Annotated in this window: 13 protein-coding genes; 10 read left to right on the forward strand and 3 right to left on the reverse strand. The window is 61.8% G+C overall.

Annotation, left to right across the window (positions count from 1 at the left end):
• From ACTFPK_RS00440 to ACTFPK_RS00455, 4 genes are all read left to right on the forward strand, one after another.
• On the forward strand, nucleotides 1-522 hold a 522-nt coding region (locus ACTFPK_RS00440; protein ID WP_439910856.1), incomplete at its 5' end, for a hypothetical protein.
• Nucleotides 523-572: 50 nt separating this feature from the next.
• Nucleotides 573-908 carry a helix-turn-helix domain-containing protein gene (locus ACTFPK_RS00445; protein WP_439910857.1) on the forward strand — a complete coding sequence of 112 codons (336 nt, stop codon included), beginning with the start codon at nucleotides 573-575 and terminating at the stop codon, nucleotides 906-908.
• The gene (locus tag ACTFPK_RS00450) at nucleotides 892-1278 is read left to right on the forward strand and encodes a hypothetical protein (RefSeq protein ID WP_439910858.1); all 387 of its coding nucleotides are present in this window, start codon (nucleotides 892-894) and stop codon (nucleotides 1276-1278) included. The genes ACTFPK_RS00445 and ACTFPK_RS00450 overlap by 17 nt, the downstream gene beginning before the upstream one ends.
• 65 nt (nucleotides 1279-1343) lie before the next feature.
• Nucleotides 1344-2120, forward strand: coding sequence for an alpha/beta fold hydrolase (locus ACTFPK_RS00455; protein WP_439910859.1), 777 nt, complete (start codon nucleotides 1344-1346; stop codon nucleotides 2118-2120).
• A gap of 158 nt (nucleotides 2121-2278) precedes the next feature.
• Here the strand turns inward: ACTFPK_RS00455 and ACTFPK_RS00460 are convergent, their stop codons facing one another.
• A complete protein-coding gene (locus tag ACTFPK_RS00460) occupies nucleotides 2279-3619 on the reverse strand; it encodes a cell division protein DivIVA (RefSeq protein ID WP_439910860.1) in 1341 nt (446 codons plus the stop codon).
• 300 nt (nucleotides 3620-3919) lie between these two features.
• On the opposite strand from ACTFPK_RS00460, the gene ACTFPK_RS00465 reads away from it, so the two are divergent.
• From ACTFPK_RS00465 to ACTFPK_RS00475, 3 genes are read left to right on the forward strand one after another with little or no spacing between them, the layout of a single operon-like run.
• On the forward strand, nucleotides 3920-5182 hold the full coding sequence (locus ACTFPK_RS00465) for a hypothetical protein (RefSeq protein WP_439910861.1): 1263 nt from the start codon (nucleotides 3920-3922) through the stop codon (nucleotides 5180-5182).
• Nucleotides 5175-6200, forward strand: a complete 1026-nt coding sequence (locus tag ACTFPK_RS00470; protein WP_439910893.1) for a hypothetical protein — start codon at nucleotides 5175-5177, stop codon at nucleotides 6198-6200. The genes ACTFPK_RS00465 and ACTFPK_RS00470 overlap by 8 nt, the downstream gene beginning before the upstream one ends.
• Nucleotide 6201: 1 nt before the next feature.
• On the forward strand, nucleotides 6202-7089 hold the full coding sequence (locus ACTFPK_RS00475; protein ID WP_439910862.1) for a co-chaperone YbbN: 888 nt from the start codon (nucleotides 6202-6204) through the stop codon (nucleotides 7087-7089).
• A 12-nt stretch (nucleotides 7090-7101) separates the two neighbouring features.
• Here the strand turns inward: ACTFPK_RS00475 and ACTFPK_RS00480 are convergent, their stop codons facing one another.
• Complete coding sequence (locus ACTFPK_RS00480; protein WP_439910863.1) at nucleotides 7102-8829, reverse strand: glycoside hydrolase family 13 protein; 1728 nt, start codon at nucleotides 8827-8829, stop codon at nucleotides 7102-7104.
• An 11-nt stretch (nucleotides 8830-8840) separates the two neighbouring features.
• Complete coding sequence (locus ACTFPK_RS00485; protein WP_439910864.1) at nucleotides 8841-9866, reverse strand: LacI family DNA-binding transcriptional regulator; 1026 nt, start codon at nucleotides 9864-9866, stop codon at nucleotides 8841-8843.
• A 401-nt stretch (nucleotides 9867-10267) separates the two neighbouring features.
• On the opposite strand from ACTFPK_RS00485, the gene ACTFPK_RS00490 reads away from it, so the two are divergent.
• The 3 genes from ACTFPK_RS00490 (at nucleotide 10268) to ACTFPK_RS00500 (ending at nucleotide 14197) form a co-directional block, all read left to right on the forward strand.
• Nucleotides 10268-11518 carry a sugar ABC transporter substrate-binding protein gene (locus ACTFPK_RS00490; protein ID WP_439910865.1) on the forward strand — a complete coding sequence of 417 codons (1251 nt, stop codon included), beginning with the start codon at nucleotides 10268-10270 and terminating at the stop codon, nucleotides 11516-11518.
• A 64-nt stretch (nucleotides 11519-11582) separates the two neighbouring features.
• Entirely contained in the window at nucleotides 11583-13220 is a 1638-nt protein-coding gene (locus ACTFPK_RS00495) for an ABC transporter permease subunit (RefSeq protein ID WP_439910866.1), read from the forward strand.
• On the forward strand, nucleotides 13220-14197 hold the full coding sequence (locus ACTFPK_RS00500; RefSeq protein WP_126134885.1) for a sugar ABC transporter permease: 978 nt from the start codon (nucleotides 13220-13222) through the stop codon (nucleotides 14195-14197). Before ACTFPK_RS00495 ends, ACTFPK_RS00500 begins: the two co-directional genes overlap by 1 nt.
• Nucleotides 14198-14460: the final 263 nt, after the last annotated feature.

Consider the following 14460-nt stretch of genomic DNA (forward strand, 5'->3'; position numbering starts at 1 on the left):
ATGTACAGATTCCGGCTCGCAAACCCAAAACAACTACGCACGCGTGCCAATCAAGCACCTTCCGTACACGTCCACACCTACCAATGGGCACATCCTGGAGAGAAAACTGCGGGAATAGACGTTAACTGGATGGAGGCTCAGTCATGGTTGAAACAAGACTTGGATGGTGTTGGTGAGAGACTCCATGACAACCCTCAAGCTCCCTACGTCCTCTCAATCCTGGCCGGCCACATCTACAATCTTCTTGATAGGGCTGCTCTCGGGGAGCTGCGAAGTAAAGAAGTCACATGCTGCAAAAGCATGCCAGGCGTTGCCGAAATACGACTACCAGACCCCTACCAAATCGGGGACATCAAACTTTTAGCGCGTGTATATTATGGTGAACCGCCCGAATGGGAAGGCTTGGTATCCCTGTGTCTCGGGGTGAAAGAGGACTCGCCACAGTGGAAAGAACAACAGAACGCGAGTATTGCTCAGGCACAATACCGAGGTGAAACGTGGCTCGAAAATCGACTACACTAAAAGTGTTTATACGTTATAGATGATGTTCAAGGAAGGGGGGGGGGATTGCTATGGAGCTCATCCCCGAGGTGGTGGAAAGGTCTCGCCAGCAGGCCGGACGTAACCACAAGCTCATACTCGATCTCAAAGCTGTACGTAAACAAAACAAGCTTACGCAGGATCTGGTGGCTCAACGGCTCGGGACCACCCAGCCCTTCATATCGGAGCTTGAATCTGGGCTCACCAACCCCACTCTCCAGACGCTCCATTCCTACGCGGTAGCGGTAGGTGCATCGATCAGCTATGTTGTCCAAAATCTTGACGACACTTATATCTCTTCTTCTAGCTGGACGGAATCCCCTAAAACAGCTCCAGAGATTAGAGTTAATAATGTTAAAACAAACTGATGTGCGGGAATTACAATTTTTGGAAATGTCAGGAGCGATACTCAATCGTTTCGACCCGGATGATGACACTCTTGAATGCCAGATGCGTGTGGGGTCTAAGTTTCATGAGAACGAAGAGTTAGGGATCATCTTTAATGATGTGACCATGACTCTTGTTGCGAAGGCTCAGAAAGAAGACGTTTACTCTTCGCGGGTGAAGATTCAGATGGCTATCGCTAATCAGTGTGGGAATGGATCGGATATTCAGAGTGAGGTTGCGCGGTTGGCGTGGCCGATAATGGCGTCGAAGATTCTTTCCATATCAAAAGAACTTGGTGTGCATTTGACGGAGATTCCGCTTTTTATGCCGGTTTCTGCCAGTGACGATTAGATTGAGCAAGGATCTCACTGCTTTTGTGATAGGTGACTTGCGCTTGACAGCGTTACAATCGAAGTATGAAACTTGCCACACATATTCACGAAGGTGCGGGTATTCCGCTTGTTCTGCTCCACGCTATGCCGATGACGTCCCGGATGTGGGAGGGCGTGCGCGCTGAGCTTTCGGATCTGCACACGATTGCTATTGATGCCCCCGGTTTCGGGGACTCGCCTTCCGGTAGTGAGGTCGACGGCGCCGCGGGCGCCACCACGCCACATATCAATTCCTACCTGGCCGCCCTCGAAGAAACCCTGGCCGACTATGAGTCCATCGTGCTCGCCGGAATTTCCATGGGTGCGACCGTCACGGCCGCTTATGCACTGCGCCACCCCGAGCAGATTGCCGGGCTCGCGCTGCTGGACGGTTCGATTCTGGGGCCGGAGCCCTCGCCTTCCCTGCGGGAAAAGGCCATTGAGAAGCTTGCCTCGGGGCAGAGCTGGGATGTGCTGTCCGGCTGGGTGGATACTATGCTCAGCTCGGCGGCCAGCTCGGAGCTTAAAGAGAAGGTTGCCGCCTATTTCAAGACGGTAGATGCCGGAGCTTTCTCCTGGTTGCAACAAATGATGCTCACCCGCCCGGATACCCGCGGTGTCATGGAGCTGGATGTTCCTATCCTGCTGCTGCGCGGGGTGGATGACCCGAATGCCAAGCACGAAGAATTTGCCCAGCTGCATGAGGTACGCCCGGATCAGCCTTTCGTGGAACTCGAGGGTGCCAGCCACTTCTCCGCGGTGGAAAAGCCGCACGAAGTCGCTACCGCGCTGCGCGAGCTCTACGAGGCTGCTACTCGTTAGCGGCCACCATCGCGAGACTCGGGAATCGCACGGCTCTCAAGAATCATATGAGTATCGACGGGGGCAGGAGGTGTTTTCAGAGGTGTAGTGCGTATGTCGTACATTCGAAGTACACCCCGGAAAAAACACCCCTGCCCCCGCCGGCTCGTGAGGAGACACTACCGGTTGTCGGTAGCGGCCCCGTTGCTTTCGCCGGCCGCGTCGGATTCTGACGCGTCGGCTTCTGCCGTATCGGACTTTGCCGCATCGGATTCCGCCGCTGCGGGAGACTGATTGCCAGTTCCTGAAGCCTCGGCGCCAGCCTCACCAGCCTCACTAGCTTGACCAGCTTCCCCAGCTTCAGCCGCTTCCGCAGCGGTGCGCTCCTCGGCACTTCCCACGATTTCATCCAGGGCCAGCGGGATATTCGAGGTGGCCAGCATCGTGCGCATATCCTCCAGGTAGGAGGTGAGGGTACGGCGCTGTTCTTCCAGGCCGGCCACGTGGGCATCGGCCTGGCGTTGTGATTCTTCGGCGGCGTCGCGTGCTTCGCGGCGCATCCGCTCGGCATCTTCCCGCGCCGCGCTCACCAGTTCCCGGGCTTCGGTCTGGGCGGCGCTCAGCGCCGCACTCGCCTCAGCTTCCGAGGAGGATGTTAGGGCATTAGCCCGCTTCGTGGCTTCCGCCAGGCGGCGTTCCGCACTGGCGGCCCGAGCCTCGGCGTCGTCGACAAACTTCGCCATGGCCGTACGTGATTCTTCATCGGAACGTGCGCGGGCCGCGGCCGAATCCGCCCGCAATTGCGCAACTTCACGTTCGGCCTCCGCGCGGATTTTCGCGACCTCGGCCTCCGCCTCGCTCCGCAAACGCGCCACCTCAGTTTCAGCCTCGGTGCGCAATTGCGTGACCTCTTCCTCGGCCCGGGTGCGCGCCTGCGCCAATTCCTGAGCGAGAGCCGCGCGGCGCTCCTCTTCTTCGTGGGTGAGTCGGGTGGACTGCTCGGCCTCATCGTGGCGCATTTTCGCCTCCAAACGCTCGGCTTCCCGCTGGGCCGAGGTCACCAGCTCCTCGGCCGTGCGCCGCGAGGTCGTGGTCAATTCGGTGGCTTCCGCCTCGGCACGCTGGCGCACCTGAGCTGCCTCGGTACGCGAGGTATCCAACGTTTCCTGCGCTTCTTTTTCCGCCGCGGAGGTGAGATTTTCCGCCTGCGAACGCGCCCGGGAGACCAGTAGTTCCGCATCGGAATTCGCCCGGCTCATCACGTCCATCGCTTGCTGTTCCGCCCCGCGCAACAGCCGCTCCACCCGGGTGCCCAAACCCGAATAGGACGGGCGTTCATCTTCGCGCAAACGGCTGTGCAATTCGGTGAGCTCACCGGACATACGCAAAACCTGCGCATCCAAACCCGCTACTCGCGACCGAGCTTCGGCAAGCGCATCAGCCAGTTGGTGAATGCGTTCATCGACCTGAGCTTTGTCGTAACCCCTGCGTACTGTTGGAAACAGTTCTAAATCCGCCATAACAACCTTTCCGCGCGCTGCTGGATAGAAATTGCTGCCCTAAGCCTACCGGTCAGCGCACCCGGTGGGGGTAGCGCTGGGCATGTGGTGAACGCTGTGGAGCTCACCACCATCGGCCGGAACGGAGTTTTATAACGGTTAGATAACGGTTAGGCTTTTCTCTAAGCCTAAAAGCGCGGCCGTGCGCCGAAAAATTCCGCCACCGAGCAGGTCACGCGGTAGCTTTAACGTAGGGAATTGTCGTCGATGGTCTTTCGCCGGTGCGGTTGTACCGGGCCGCAAGCCGGAGTGAGAAGGGGAATGATGAAGAAGAACGGAGGAGTCGGTCTCGCGCTCGCGGGCTTGGCGATCCTGGTGGTGGGCATTTTGCTCGGCACCGTGTGGAAGCCAGCCTCCAGCGTCTCCGCCACCGTGGCGCCGGATGGGAAAGGCGTACTCGTCACGGCCCCCGGCGTCCTGGATATGGGCGGGACCGATGTGGAGGTAGCTGTCTCCGGCCCGGCGCAGGACACCATTTCCGTGGGCGCCGGATTTTCCGGTGACGTGCTCGCGTACGCGGAAGGCGTACCCGGCGCCACCATTACCGGTATGAACGACGACGCCGCACTGACGCTGACCCCCTCCCAGGGGGAGGCGGACCCGGGCCAGGTCCTCGCCTCGGATATGTGGTTCTCCAAGGAAGAAGGCAAGGGGAAGGTGGAATTCACCTACACGGTGACCTCCCCGGGAGCGGAATCCCTCATTATGCAGACGTCCTCCGGGGCACTCCCGCAGGTGGAACTCACCTGGGCGTTGCCCGGTGGGCGGAATTGGTCTCTGCCCGTGAGTCTGCTCGGGCTGATTGTGGGGCTCAGCGGGGTGGCCCTACTCATGACCGCCACCAAGAACCAGCGCAGCTTCGCGGCGAAGGTGCGGGCCGGGCAGGATGAGCGCGTATCGCGTGCCAAGCGGGCCGCGGATGAAACGACCATTATGCCGGCCGTACCGGCGGCGGTGGGCGAAGCCGGTGGCGCGGGCGGCGTGGGCGGGGCGGCTCAGCCCGTAAGTGACTGCGCCGCGGGTGACCGGGTCGCGGTAACCGGAGGCGCACTGGGCGCGGGCATCCTGATGGAAAGCCCGCGCGCGCAGGAGCTGCGCGAACGCCCTCTCGATCCGGCCGATCGCATCGAGTTGATCGCTCCGGAAGAAGGCGTTTCGGAAGGAACAGCCGCCGACGAACCCGCAACCGACGAACCAGCAACCGAGGAACCGGCGGTAGCCGAACCCGCGGCAGCGGAACCGGCAGCCGCGCTCCCGGGCCCGGATGAGGAACCCGGCTACCGCGGCTCGCGCGCCGAATGGCAGGCCGCGGCAGATTCTGGAATCCTCCCCGTTATCCACATGAAGGACGGGGTACCGGTCAAACCTGCCGAACTTGGCGATGCGGACCGCCCGGAAAACTCCGGTGCCAACAGTAGCGATAGCGATATCGCCGCGGAATCCGATCCGCAAAGCTGGTGGAATATCTGGGGGCAAAAGCGGCCCAAACAGAACGACGACGAGGAAGGAACGACCCATGCGTAAGGCCCTGGCCGCCCTCGCGGCACTGGCATTACTGGGCGGATGCTCGGCAAACGCCGTCGTCCTGGAACCCACCCCGGCTCCGGCAAGCCCGCGTGCCGCGCTCTCCGATAAACACTTCACCGAGCGGGTCGCCCCCGCGATTTTCGAGCAGCTCACCAAGGCCGACGCCGCCGCCAGCCCCGAAGAATTCAGCGGGCGCGGTTCCGGCCCCTTTAGCGTGGAGCGCAGCGCCCACTACGCACTCAAACGCATTCTGGCCGATAGCTACGATATGCCCGAGCTGTCCACCACCATCGATTCGGTGGCAATTTCCGGGGCGGAAGGTTTCCCGCGCAGCGCGCTCGCGGTCGTGAAATGGCCGGCGAATACCACCTCCCAGGGCCTCAACGTATTCACCCAGGGTGCGGCCCGGGAAAATTGGGCGCTGTGGGCCGCCATGGATATTCTTCCTGGCAGTGTGATCCCGGAAATTCCCGCCGGCCCGGCAGGTGCGCAGCGCGTGGCCGCGGATAACGGCGAAGGAGCGGTGGCCTCCCCGCAAGCCGCCCATGATGGCTACCTCGGTACCCTCAACGCCAAGGGAAGCGCCCTCAGTTACGGCTCGGATGCCGATCCGGCCGCCGCGGACGCGGTGCGCACCCAGCTGTCGCAAACCTATGATTCTTTGGCCGGCGCGGTGCAGGGCGTGGGCGCGGTGAGCCAGGCCTTCGGCCCGGCCCAAACCACCCCGGAAAGTTTCCGCGCCAGCGATGGCGGCATCCTCACCGTTTTCCAGGTCAACCAGGCCCTCGAAATCCGCCACACCGCCCAGGGCGGTTCCATTAAGGTCACGGATGCGAAAATTGCCGGGCTGGCCACCGGCCAGGCCAATACCGAGGTAACGGTCCAGGGGACCATGCGCCTCAACTATTCCTTCACGGTGGCCCTGAAAATCCCGGCGGCAGGCGCCCAGAACACAACGATCACCACGGTAGCGGCATCGAAACCGGTGCTCACCTCGGTGCAGAACGGAGGCTAATATGGCAGATATGTCCATGCGCGGCCCGGTCGATTTAGCGGCCCTGGCAGCGGCGAAGAAGCAGGAAAACGCGGCGCCCGTGCCCGGCGCATACCTCACCACCCTCACCGCTGCCGGTCTCAACGCCGAAGTGCAGCTATCCGCGCAGGTTCCGGTTATCGTGCTTTTCGTGGCCGACGGCGATGCCGGCGAGCTGGGCACCACCCTGGAAAGCGAAGCGCGCCGGCGTCATGGCCAGATCCGCATCGCGGTGGTCAACGCCAGCACCGAAGCGGAACTCGTCCAGGCTTTCGGAGTACGGACCATTCCCATGGGTATCGCGCTCGTCGGCGGCCAACCCGTTCCGCTTTTCCAGGGGGCACCCACCACGGCGCAGCTCACGGAACTCGTTAACCAACTTCTGGCTGCGGCCAACCGGGCCGGCGTGGCCGGCCGCGTGAGCGGGAAAGCCGATGAAGCGGGTGAAACACCCGTCAATCCCCACCATCTAGCGGCGCTCGAAGCCCTGGATAGGGGAGATCTGGACGCCGCGGAATCCGAATTTGACGCGCTCGCGGCAGAAGATCCGGATAGCGACGTGGCTCAGGTGGGCCGCGCTCAGGTGCGTTTGCTGCGTTCCACCCGCGGGCAGGACCCGCAAGCCGTTATGGCCGCGGCGGATGCCGGTGGGCCGGGCGATGCGGTGGCGCAGATCGCCGCTGCCGATATCGAGGTAGCTGCCGGCCGTCCCGATCTGGGATTCGCCCGGCTTATCACCGCCATCAAGGTCACCAGCGCTGAGGTGCGCGAAGAATTGCGCACCCACCTGCTGGAACTCTTCACCGCGGTGGGAGCGGATACCGAAGTTGTGCGCAAGGCCCGCCGTGACCTTGCCTCCGCGCTTTTCTAAGGAGAGGGGCTCCTACTCCACCGGCACCAACCAGACGGTGGTATCCGCCGGGATCATCTCCCCTTCGCCCAAGGAACTGGCCGCCGGATCCGAGGCCAGCAGGACCCGCCAACCGGCCGGAAGCGGAGCGGCGTCGTCGAATATCGTGAGCATGAGAACCGGTGGACGCTGCGCGTTCACAGCCCGGTTGGTGGTCGCGGCGCGATTGACATAGGCGAGCACGCCGGCACCGTACTCATCGCAGACGTCCTCGAGGGAACCGACCCCGAGCTCCAGCTCGTCGCGCAGGCGCAGCATGGTGCGGAAGAAGTGGAGCGGGGAGTGCGGATCAGCCTCCTGCACATCCACCGTGTAGCGTGCCCAGTCCGTGCCCTGGGGGAGCCAGGTGGCGCCGTCCGGGGAGAAACCGAAGCCGGGGCGATCCGATTCCCAGGGAAGCGGAACCCGGCAGCCGTCGCGGCCCAGCTCCGCGCCGTGCGTGCGGGCGAAAGTGGGGTCCTCGCGCACCTTATCCGGCAGCGAGGTATGTTCGGGCAGGTTGCGTTCCTCGCCCTGATAGATGTAGTAGACCCCCGGCAGCCCGGCGGTGAGCTGGTGCCAGGCCAGGGCGCGGCGAGCACCCAGCTCGCGATCCGGTTGCGGATCATGAGCCCCGATGCCATTCGCTCCGCGGGAGGTATCCCGGTAACCCAGGCGCGAGCACACCCGCACGCCGTCGTGATTCGAGAGTACCCAGGTGGTAGGCGCCCCCACCCGATCCGACTGGCGCAGGGACTGCACAATAATGTCACGCAGGGCGTCGCGCTCGAAAGGTGCGGCCAAATAAATGAAGTTGAAAGCCTGGTTCATTTCATCGGGGCGGATATAGCGGGCCAGGCGCTCTTCGGTATCGGCCCAGGCCTCCGCCACCAGGATGCGTTCGGGAGAGTACTCATCCAAGACCGCGCGCCACTCTCGGTAAATCTCATGAACCTCATCGCGGTCAAAGAACGGTGCCGGTTCGGGTTTCTCCGTTACCCCGGCCATTTCCACCGCCCCGGACCAATCGGGTAGCTCCGGATCTTTCATAAGCCCGTGGGCCACATCCACCCGGAAGCCATCCGCACCCCGATCCAGCCAGAAGCGCAGCGTCTCCAAGAATTCGGTGCGCACCGCGGGGTTGCGCCAGTTGAGATCGGGTTGTGAGCGATCAAAAAGGTGGAGGTAGTAGAGGTCCTCCTCCGCGGCCGGGGTACCGGCAACGAAGGGCAGATCGCGTACCCGGGACCAGGCCGGCCCGCCGAAAACGGAACGCCAATTGGTGGGAGGCTCGCTACCTCCGTTTTTCCCCTCGCGGAACCAGAACAGCTCGCGTTCGGGTGAGCCGGGGCCGGCCGCCACCGCGCGGCGGAAGAGCTCGTGATCCCAGGAGGTGTGGTTCGGGACGATATCAACGATGATTCTCAGGCCGGCCTCGTGCGCTGCTTCGATGAGGTGCTCGGCGTCCGCGAGGGTCCCGAAACGCGGATCAACATCGCGGTAGTCGGATACATCGTAGCCGGCGTCGAATTGCGGGGAGCGGTAGAAAGGAGAAAGCCAGACTGCGTCAATTCCCAGATCTGCTAGGTAAGGTAGCCGGCCCTCGATGCCGCGCAGGTCCCCGAGCGGCCCGCCCGAGGAAGCAAAAGAACGCGGGTAAATCTGGTAAATAACGGCGTCACGCCACCAGTTTTCACGTTCGGAAGCAGGGTGGAGGAGCATGGGCTGTCCTTTCAGTTAGTGGGGGAGGGCGCGGCAGCGGTGGTGGAACGTACCAGTAATTCTGCCGGGAAAGTCATGGAGGCGCCCGCCTTGGTGCGCTGGGTCGGGGCAAGATCTTCCATGGCTGCCCGCAGCGTGGCGCAGGCGGCGTGCGCGATAGCCGCCACCGGCTGGCGCAGCGTGGTCAATGCCGGGCGCATGAAGCGAATAAGCGGCGAATCGTCAAAACCAACAATCGACACATCCGCGGGCACCCGCACCCCGCGCCGCTCCAGGGCATCCAGCGCGCCGAGCGCCATAATATCGGAGCCGAAAACCATGGCGGTGCACCCGCGTGCGAGCAGGGCTTCGGCCGCGCGCGCCCCGCCGTGGGCAGTGAAAAAAGTTTCTGCAACAATCACAGCAGCGCCGGGGAGAACCTGGGTGATGGCCTCGCTAAAACCAGTTTCTTTACGCTGGCCGGGGATATAGCGGCGCTGCCCGATGCCCAGGCCGATCCTGGTGTGCCCGAGTCCAGCCAGTAGCCGCACGGCCTGGTGCATGGATTCGGCGTCGTCGGTAGAAAAATCCGGTGCCGGAACCCGCGGATTCGCCCCGTTGATCGTCACGAAGGGGAGACGTTCGGCCAGGTGCACGTACCGTTCCGGAGAAGCTTTGGAATCGGCGTGCATACCAGAGACGAAAACCAATCCGCATACCTCGCGAGCGGTTAGTGATGCGACCGCTTCGTCCTCGGTAAGGGCGCCGGGAGCCTGGGTTGCCAGGGTGGTGGTGTACCCGGCGGCGTTAAATTCCCGTTCGAGCTCCTGATAGAACACCGGGAAAATCGGGTTGGTCAGTTCGGGAAGGAGCAGTCCCACGGTTCCGCTTGCCTCGCTCAGGCGAGGGGGGCGCTCATATCCGAGCATGTCGAGGGCCGCGAGCACCGCGGTGCGCGTTTCCTCGCTGACGTTGCCTTTCTGGTTAATCACGCGCGATACGGTCGCGACGGACACCCCCGCGTGGGTGGCAACATCTTGCATGCGAATTTTACTCATGGGTACCGAGACGTCCTTGTGCTGGTCGGCGCGGTGCGCGCCGTCGTGAAACATCGTACTGAGGCTTTTCTGAAAACTCCAGCGCGAAAGTGGGTGCGGCGGGGTGTGGAGAGCGGGAACGTGCCTGCCGGTCTCGTGTCTATGCGCTGTTACGGTGCGGAACGACGGCGCAGCTACCCACCGATCACCACTCCCACTCTGAAAGTGTTTCTGAAAAGAGAATAGCGCCATAAGCCCGCAAAACTGCGGAAAAGTCGGCGTGATTCACCGAGGGGAATGTAACGGCGTAAAAAAGACTGCAAAAAGGGGTGAAAATTACCGAATGATGCGCTACCCTCGGAGATAACGGGGAACGTGATGGTGCGATCCCGCGTAGCGAAGAATCAACGCAAGGAGTAAAAATGCGACGGAGCATAAGCGCGATGGCCGCGGTATCCGCGCTGGCGTTTGTTTTAGGCGCCTGCGGTGGTAATGGCGGTGCGGCGGATAAGAGCGAAGCCCCTGCCGGAGCCAGCTCGGCGGCACCGGCTGCCGGGGGCGGGGCCACCATTACGGTGTGGACGGATTCCAACCGTCAGCCCGCCCTGGAAAGCGCAGCCAAGAAATTTGAATCGGAAACCGGCAACCACGTGGAGCTCGTGGTCAAGGAATTCGGGGATGTGCGCGCGGAATTCCTCACCCAGGTCTCGAACGGTCAGGGCCCGGATATCACCGTGGGTGCCAATGATTGGCTCGGTGAATTCGTGGCGAACGGCGTCGTCGCCCCCATCGAATTAGGTGATAAGGCGAAGGACTTCAATGACGTGGCCACCACGGCCTTCTCCACCGGCGGTAATCTGTACGGCCTGCCCTACGCGCTGGAGAACCTCGCCCTCATCCGCAATACCGCGCTGGCGGATTCCACTCCGGCCACGTTTGACGAAATGATCGCCAAGGGCAAGGAAGCGGGCGTGAAGTACCCCTTCCTCATCCAGACCACCGACAAGGGCGATCCCTACACCTACTACCCCTTCCAGCAGTCCTTCGGAGCGCCCGTTTTTGAGACGAATGCGGACGGTTCCACCTCCACGAACCTCGGTATGGGCGGGGCGAACGGCGAGGCTTTCGCCACCTGGCTGCACGAGCAGGGCAAGGCCGGCGTTTTCGAAACGGCGATGACCTACGATATTGCGGTCGATGCCTTCAAGAAGGGCGAGTCGCCCTATATTCTGGGCGGCCCGTGGATGATTGAGGACTTCCGCAGCGCTGGCCTCAAGGTAGCGGTGGAGCCGATTCCGGCGCCGGGCCCCAAGGCCGCGACCCCGCTCGTAGGCGTGCAGGGCTTCTATGTTTCCGCGCAGTCGAAGAACCAGATTGTGGCCAACCAGTTCCTCGTTGATTACATGGCCACCCCGGAGGTGCAGCTGGATATTTACAAGGCCGGTAACCGCCTCCCGGCGCTGACCGCCGCGGCTCAGGAAGCCCAGAAAGACGAGGTGACCGCCGGTTTCGCGCGGGCGGCCGAAGGCGCTCAGCCGATGCCCACCATCCCGGAAATGGGTGCGGTGTGGGTGCCCTGGGGCGTCACCGAAGCTCAGATCATTGACGGCGCCGAACCGGTGGCCGCGTGGCAGAGCCTCATCCAGAATCTGCAGGCAGAACTAGCCAAGTAAGCTGCGAACGCGAGGGTGACTCGGAGGTGTCCGGGTCACCCTCGCGTCAGCGAAGAGGTAAGTCATGAGTACGGAAACGGAGAACCGGACCGGGCGCCGCGCGACCGAGCGTGGCAGCGCCCGCGCGGAAAAGAAGATCCCGGTGGTGGGAACCTCGCACGCGCGCACCTGGTCGGTGGGTTTTGTTATCAAGCTGGTCCTCATGGCGCTGGTCAACGCGCTGGGGATCTACATTATCGCGGCGGCTTTTAACGAGGGATCGTGGATCCTGGTTGCTGTAGCTGCGGCGGTGCTGGGCATCGTGGATTACGTGTATTTCTCGCGGAAACACCTGGCTGCCAAGTACCTCACGCCGGGGCTGGTATTCCTCGCGATTTTCCAGGTGTTCGTTATCCTCTACACCGGTTACATCGCGTTCACCAACTACGGCGACCGCCATATGCTCACCAAAGAGCGCGCCACCGAAGCACTGCTGCTCACCTCCACCCAGCGGGTTGAGGGCAGCGCGCAGTACCCCCTCGCGGTCGTGGACGCGGGCGGGGAACTCGGCTTCGCTATTGTGAACGACGACGGCGCGGTGCTCGTGGGCACCGAGGATGCCCCCTTCGTCGCTGTGAAAAATGCCCAGGTCAGCGGCAAGCGCATCACCGAGGTGCCCGGCTATGAGATCCTCACGTCCGCCCAGATCGGGGCGCGGCAGGCGGAGATCACCGCGCTGCGCGTCCCCATGAGTGAGGACCCGGGGGATGGATTTATTGGAACCCAAACTGCCACAACCGGTTTTGTTTTCCAATCGACCCTCAAGCACGACGCCGTGGCCGATACCCTCACCGATATCACCACGGGCAAGGTCTATCACGCTGATTCCAGCGAGGGCTTCTATCGCGCTGACGACGGTGAAACTCTCAATACCGGCTGGCGAGTGACAGTGGGCTTCAAGAATTTCGCTGATGCCTTCGGTGATGCTCGCTACGCGAGCCCCTTCCTCAAGGTGCTGGTGTGGACTTTCGCTTTCGCCTTCCTCTCGGTGGCGACCACTTTCCTACTGGGCATGTTCTTTGCGCTGGTCATGAATGATGAGCGGATGCGCGGGCGCAAAATCTACCGCACGATTATGCTGCTTCCCTACGCCTTCCCCTCCTTCATGACGGCATTCCTCTTCGCCGGTATGCTCAACCCGAAGTACGGGTTCTTCAACCAGGTGCTTTTCGGGGGTGCGGAGATCGGGTGGCTGACCGATCCGTGGCTGGCCAAGCTTTCCGTGATCCTGGTGAATCTGTGGATGGGCTTCCCCTATATGTTCCTCATCTGCACGGGGGCGCTGCAATCCATTCCGTCCGAACTCAATGAGGCGGCGGAGATCGACGGCGCGGGCGGGCTTAAGCGGTGGCGGTATATTACCTTGCCGCAGCTCATGATCCAGGTGACTCCGCTCCTCATCTCCTCCTTCGCCTTTAACTTCAATAACTTCAACCTCATCTACATGCTCACGCGCGGCGGCCCGCAATTCGCGGACGCCTCGGTACCGGTGGGCTCCACGGACATCCTCATTTCGATGGTGTACCAAATTTCCGGGCTTTCGGGCGCGGCAACGAAGAATTACGGCCTGGCTTCGGCCATGTCCATCCTCATCTTCGTTATTGTCGGCACGATTTCCCTCATCAGCTTCCGGCGTTCGCGTTCAATTGAGGGGGCACAGTAATGGCAAACGATTCCATCATGACGGTTCCCGGCGGTGCTGCTGGCGGCGTGGGTGTAACCGCGCGCGGCGCAGTTCCCGTGATCGAGGAGAAGATCAGCCATAAGGAACGCCATCACAATAAGGTGAGTTTCGGGCGCTGGTTTTCCCAGGTGGGCTTCCGGCACCTGGTCGGGCTTTTCGCCGTCGTCTATTCGGCCTTCCCGATTATTTATGTGCTCTCCGCAGCCCTGAACCCGAATACCAAAACGACGCTGACGTCTGCGAATTCCCTTTTCTCGGAGATCTCGACTCAGAACTTCACCCAATTGGGAACCTCGACGATGTTCTGGCGTTGGTTCGCTAATACTCTGGAGATCGGGATTTTCTCCGCGCTCGGGGCGGTTCTTATGGGAGCGGCCGCGGCCTACGCATTTTCGCGCTTCCGCTTCCAGGGGCGCAAAGGCGGGCTGCTGGCCCTCATGGTCATTCAGATGTTCCCGCAGCTGCTGGCATTCGTAGCAATTTTCTTGCTGCTCAGCCAGCTCGGCGAGGTAGTGCCGGTGCTCGGGCTGGACTCCAAGCTCTCGTTGATCTGCGTGTACCTGGGCGGGGCCTTGGGCGCCAATACCTTCCTCATGTACGGCACCTTCAACTCCATTCCGATGGAGCTGGACGAAGCGGCGAAGATCGATGGTGCTAGCCATTCGCAGGTCTACTGGACCATCGTGCTCCCGCTGGTCACCCCGATCCTCGCGGTGGTGGGACTGCTGGCCTTCATCGGAGCCTTCAACGATTTCATCCTGGCCTCCACAATTCTCTCCAAAGAAGAGAATTGGACCCTGGCTATCGGCATGAATATTTGGGTGGGTGGCAATGAGAAGCAATGGGGCTGGTTCACAGCCGGCGCGGTCATCTCCGCGCTCCCGATTCTGCTCCTCTTCCTCTTCCTGCAGCGTTACATCGTGTCGGGACTGACGGGCGGATCCGTCAAGGGGTAAGCCCGGTGGCTGATTCCTCCGGTTCGGGCGGCCGGTCACCTGGTAATGCTCCGCCGGAGCTGACCGGCCACCCCTGACATATTTACTCATAACCCGGACTTTCCGTCGGTGATTTGCCGAGGAAAGTCCGGGTTATTGGTTCGGCAATGGGGCACTATGTGTTTTTCGAGCTGTACTTCATTTGTTATACGTGCGAAGTACACCTCGGAAAAAACACCCCTGCCTCGCCGCACCGCTGCCGTGGATCGACCAAAGTGCAAATC

The sequence above is a fragment of the Actinotignum sp. UMB0459 genome (assembly GCF_051905915.1).
In the GTDB taxonomy this organism is placed as follows: domain Bacteria; phylum Actinomycetota; class Actinomycetes; order Actinomycetales; family Actinomycetaceae; genus Actinotignum; species Actinotignum sanguinis.

Excerpts from the sequence above, each read along its gene's own strand:
- ACTFPK_RS00490 (WP_439910865.1), top strand. The coding sequence starts at position 10,268 with ATGCGACGGAGCATAAGCGCGATGGCCGCGGTATCCGCGCTGGCGTTT.
- ACTFPK_RS00455 (WP_439910859.1), top strand. The coding sequence starts at position 1,344 with ATGAAACTTGCCACACATATTCACGAAGGTGCGGGTATTCCGCTTGTT.
- ACTFPK_RS00495 (WP_439910866.1), top strand. The coding sequence starts at position 11,583 with ATGAGTACGGAAACGGAGAACCGGACCGGGCGCCGCGCGACCGAGCGT.
- ACTFPK_RS00465 (WP_439910861.1), top strand. The coding sequence starts at position 3,920 with ATGATGAAGAAGAACGGAGGAGTCGGTCTCGCGCTCGCGGGCTTGGCG.
- ACTFPK_RS00445 (WP_439910857.1), top strand. The coding sequence starts at position 573 with ATGGAGCTCATCCCCGAGGTGGTGGAAAGGTCTCGCCAGCAGGCCGGA.
- ACTFPK_RS00485 (WP_439910864.1), bottom strand. The coding sequence starts at position 9,866 with ATGAGTAAAATTCGCATGCAAGATGTTGCCACCCACGCGGGGGTGTCC.
- ACTFPK_RS00470 (WP_439910893.1), top strand. The coding sequence starts at position 5,175 with ATGCGTAAGGCCCTGGCCGCCCTCGCGGCACTGGCATTACTGGGCGGA.
- ACTFPK_RS00480 (WP_439910863.1), bottom strand. The coding sequence starts at position 8,829 with ATGCTCCTCCACCCTGCTTCCGAACGTGAAAACTGGTGGCGTGACGCC.
- ACTFPK_RS00500 (WP_126134885.1), top strand. The coding sequence starts at position 13,220 with ATGGCAAACGATTCCATCATGACGGTTCCCGGCGGTGCTGCTGGCGGC.
- ACTFPK_RS00475 (WP_439910862.1), top strand. The coding sequence starts at position 6,202 with ATGGCAGATATGTCCATGCGCGGCCCGGTCGATTTAGCGGCCCTGGCA.
- ACTFPK_RS00450 (WP_439910858.1), top strand. The coding sequence starts at position 892 with ATGTTAAAACAAACTGATGTGCGGGAATTACAATTTTTGGAAATGTCA.
- ACTFPK_RS00460 (WP_439910860.1), bottom strand. The coding sequence starts at position 3,619 with ATGGCGGATTTAGAACTGTTTCCAACAGTACGCAGGGGTTACGACAAA.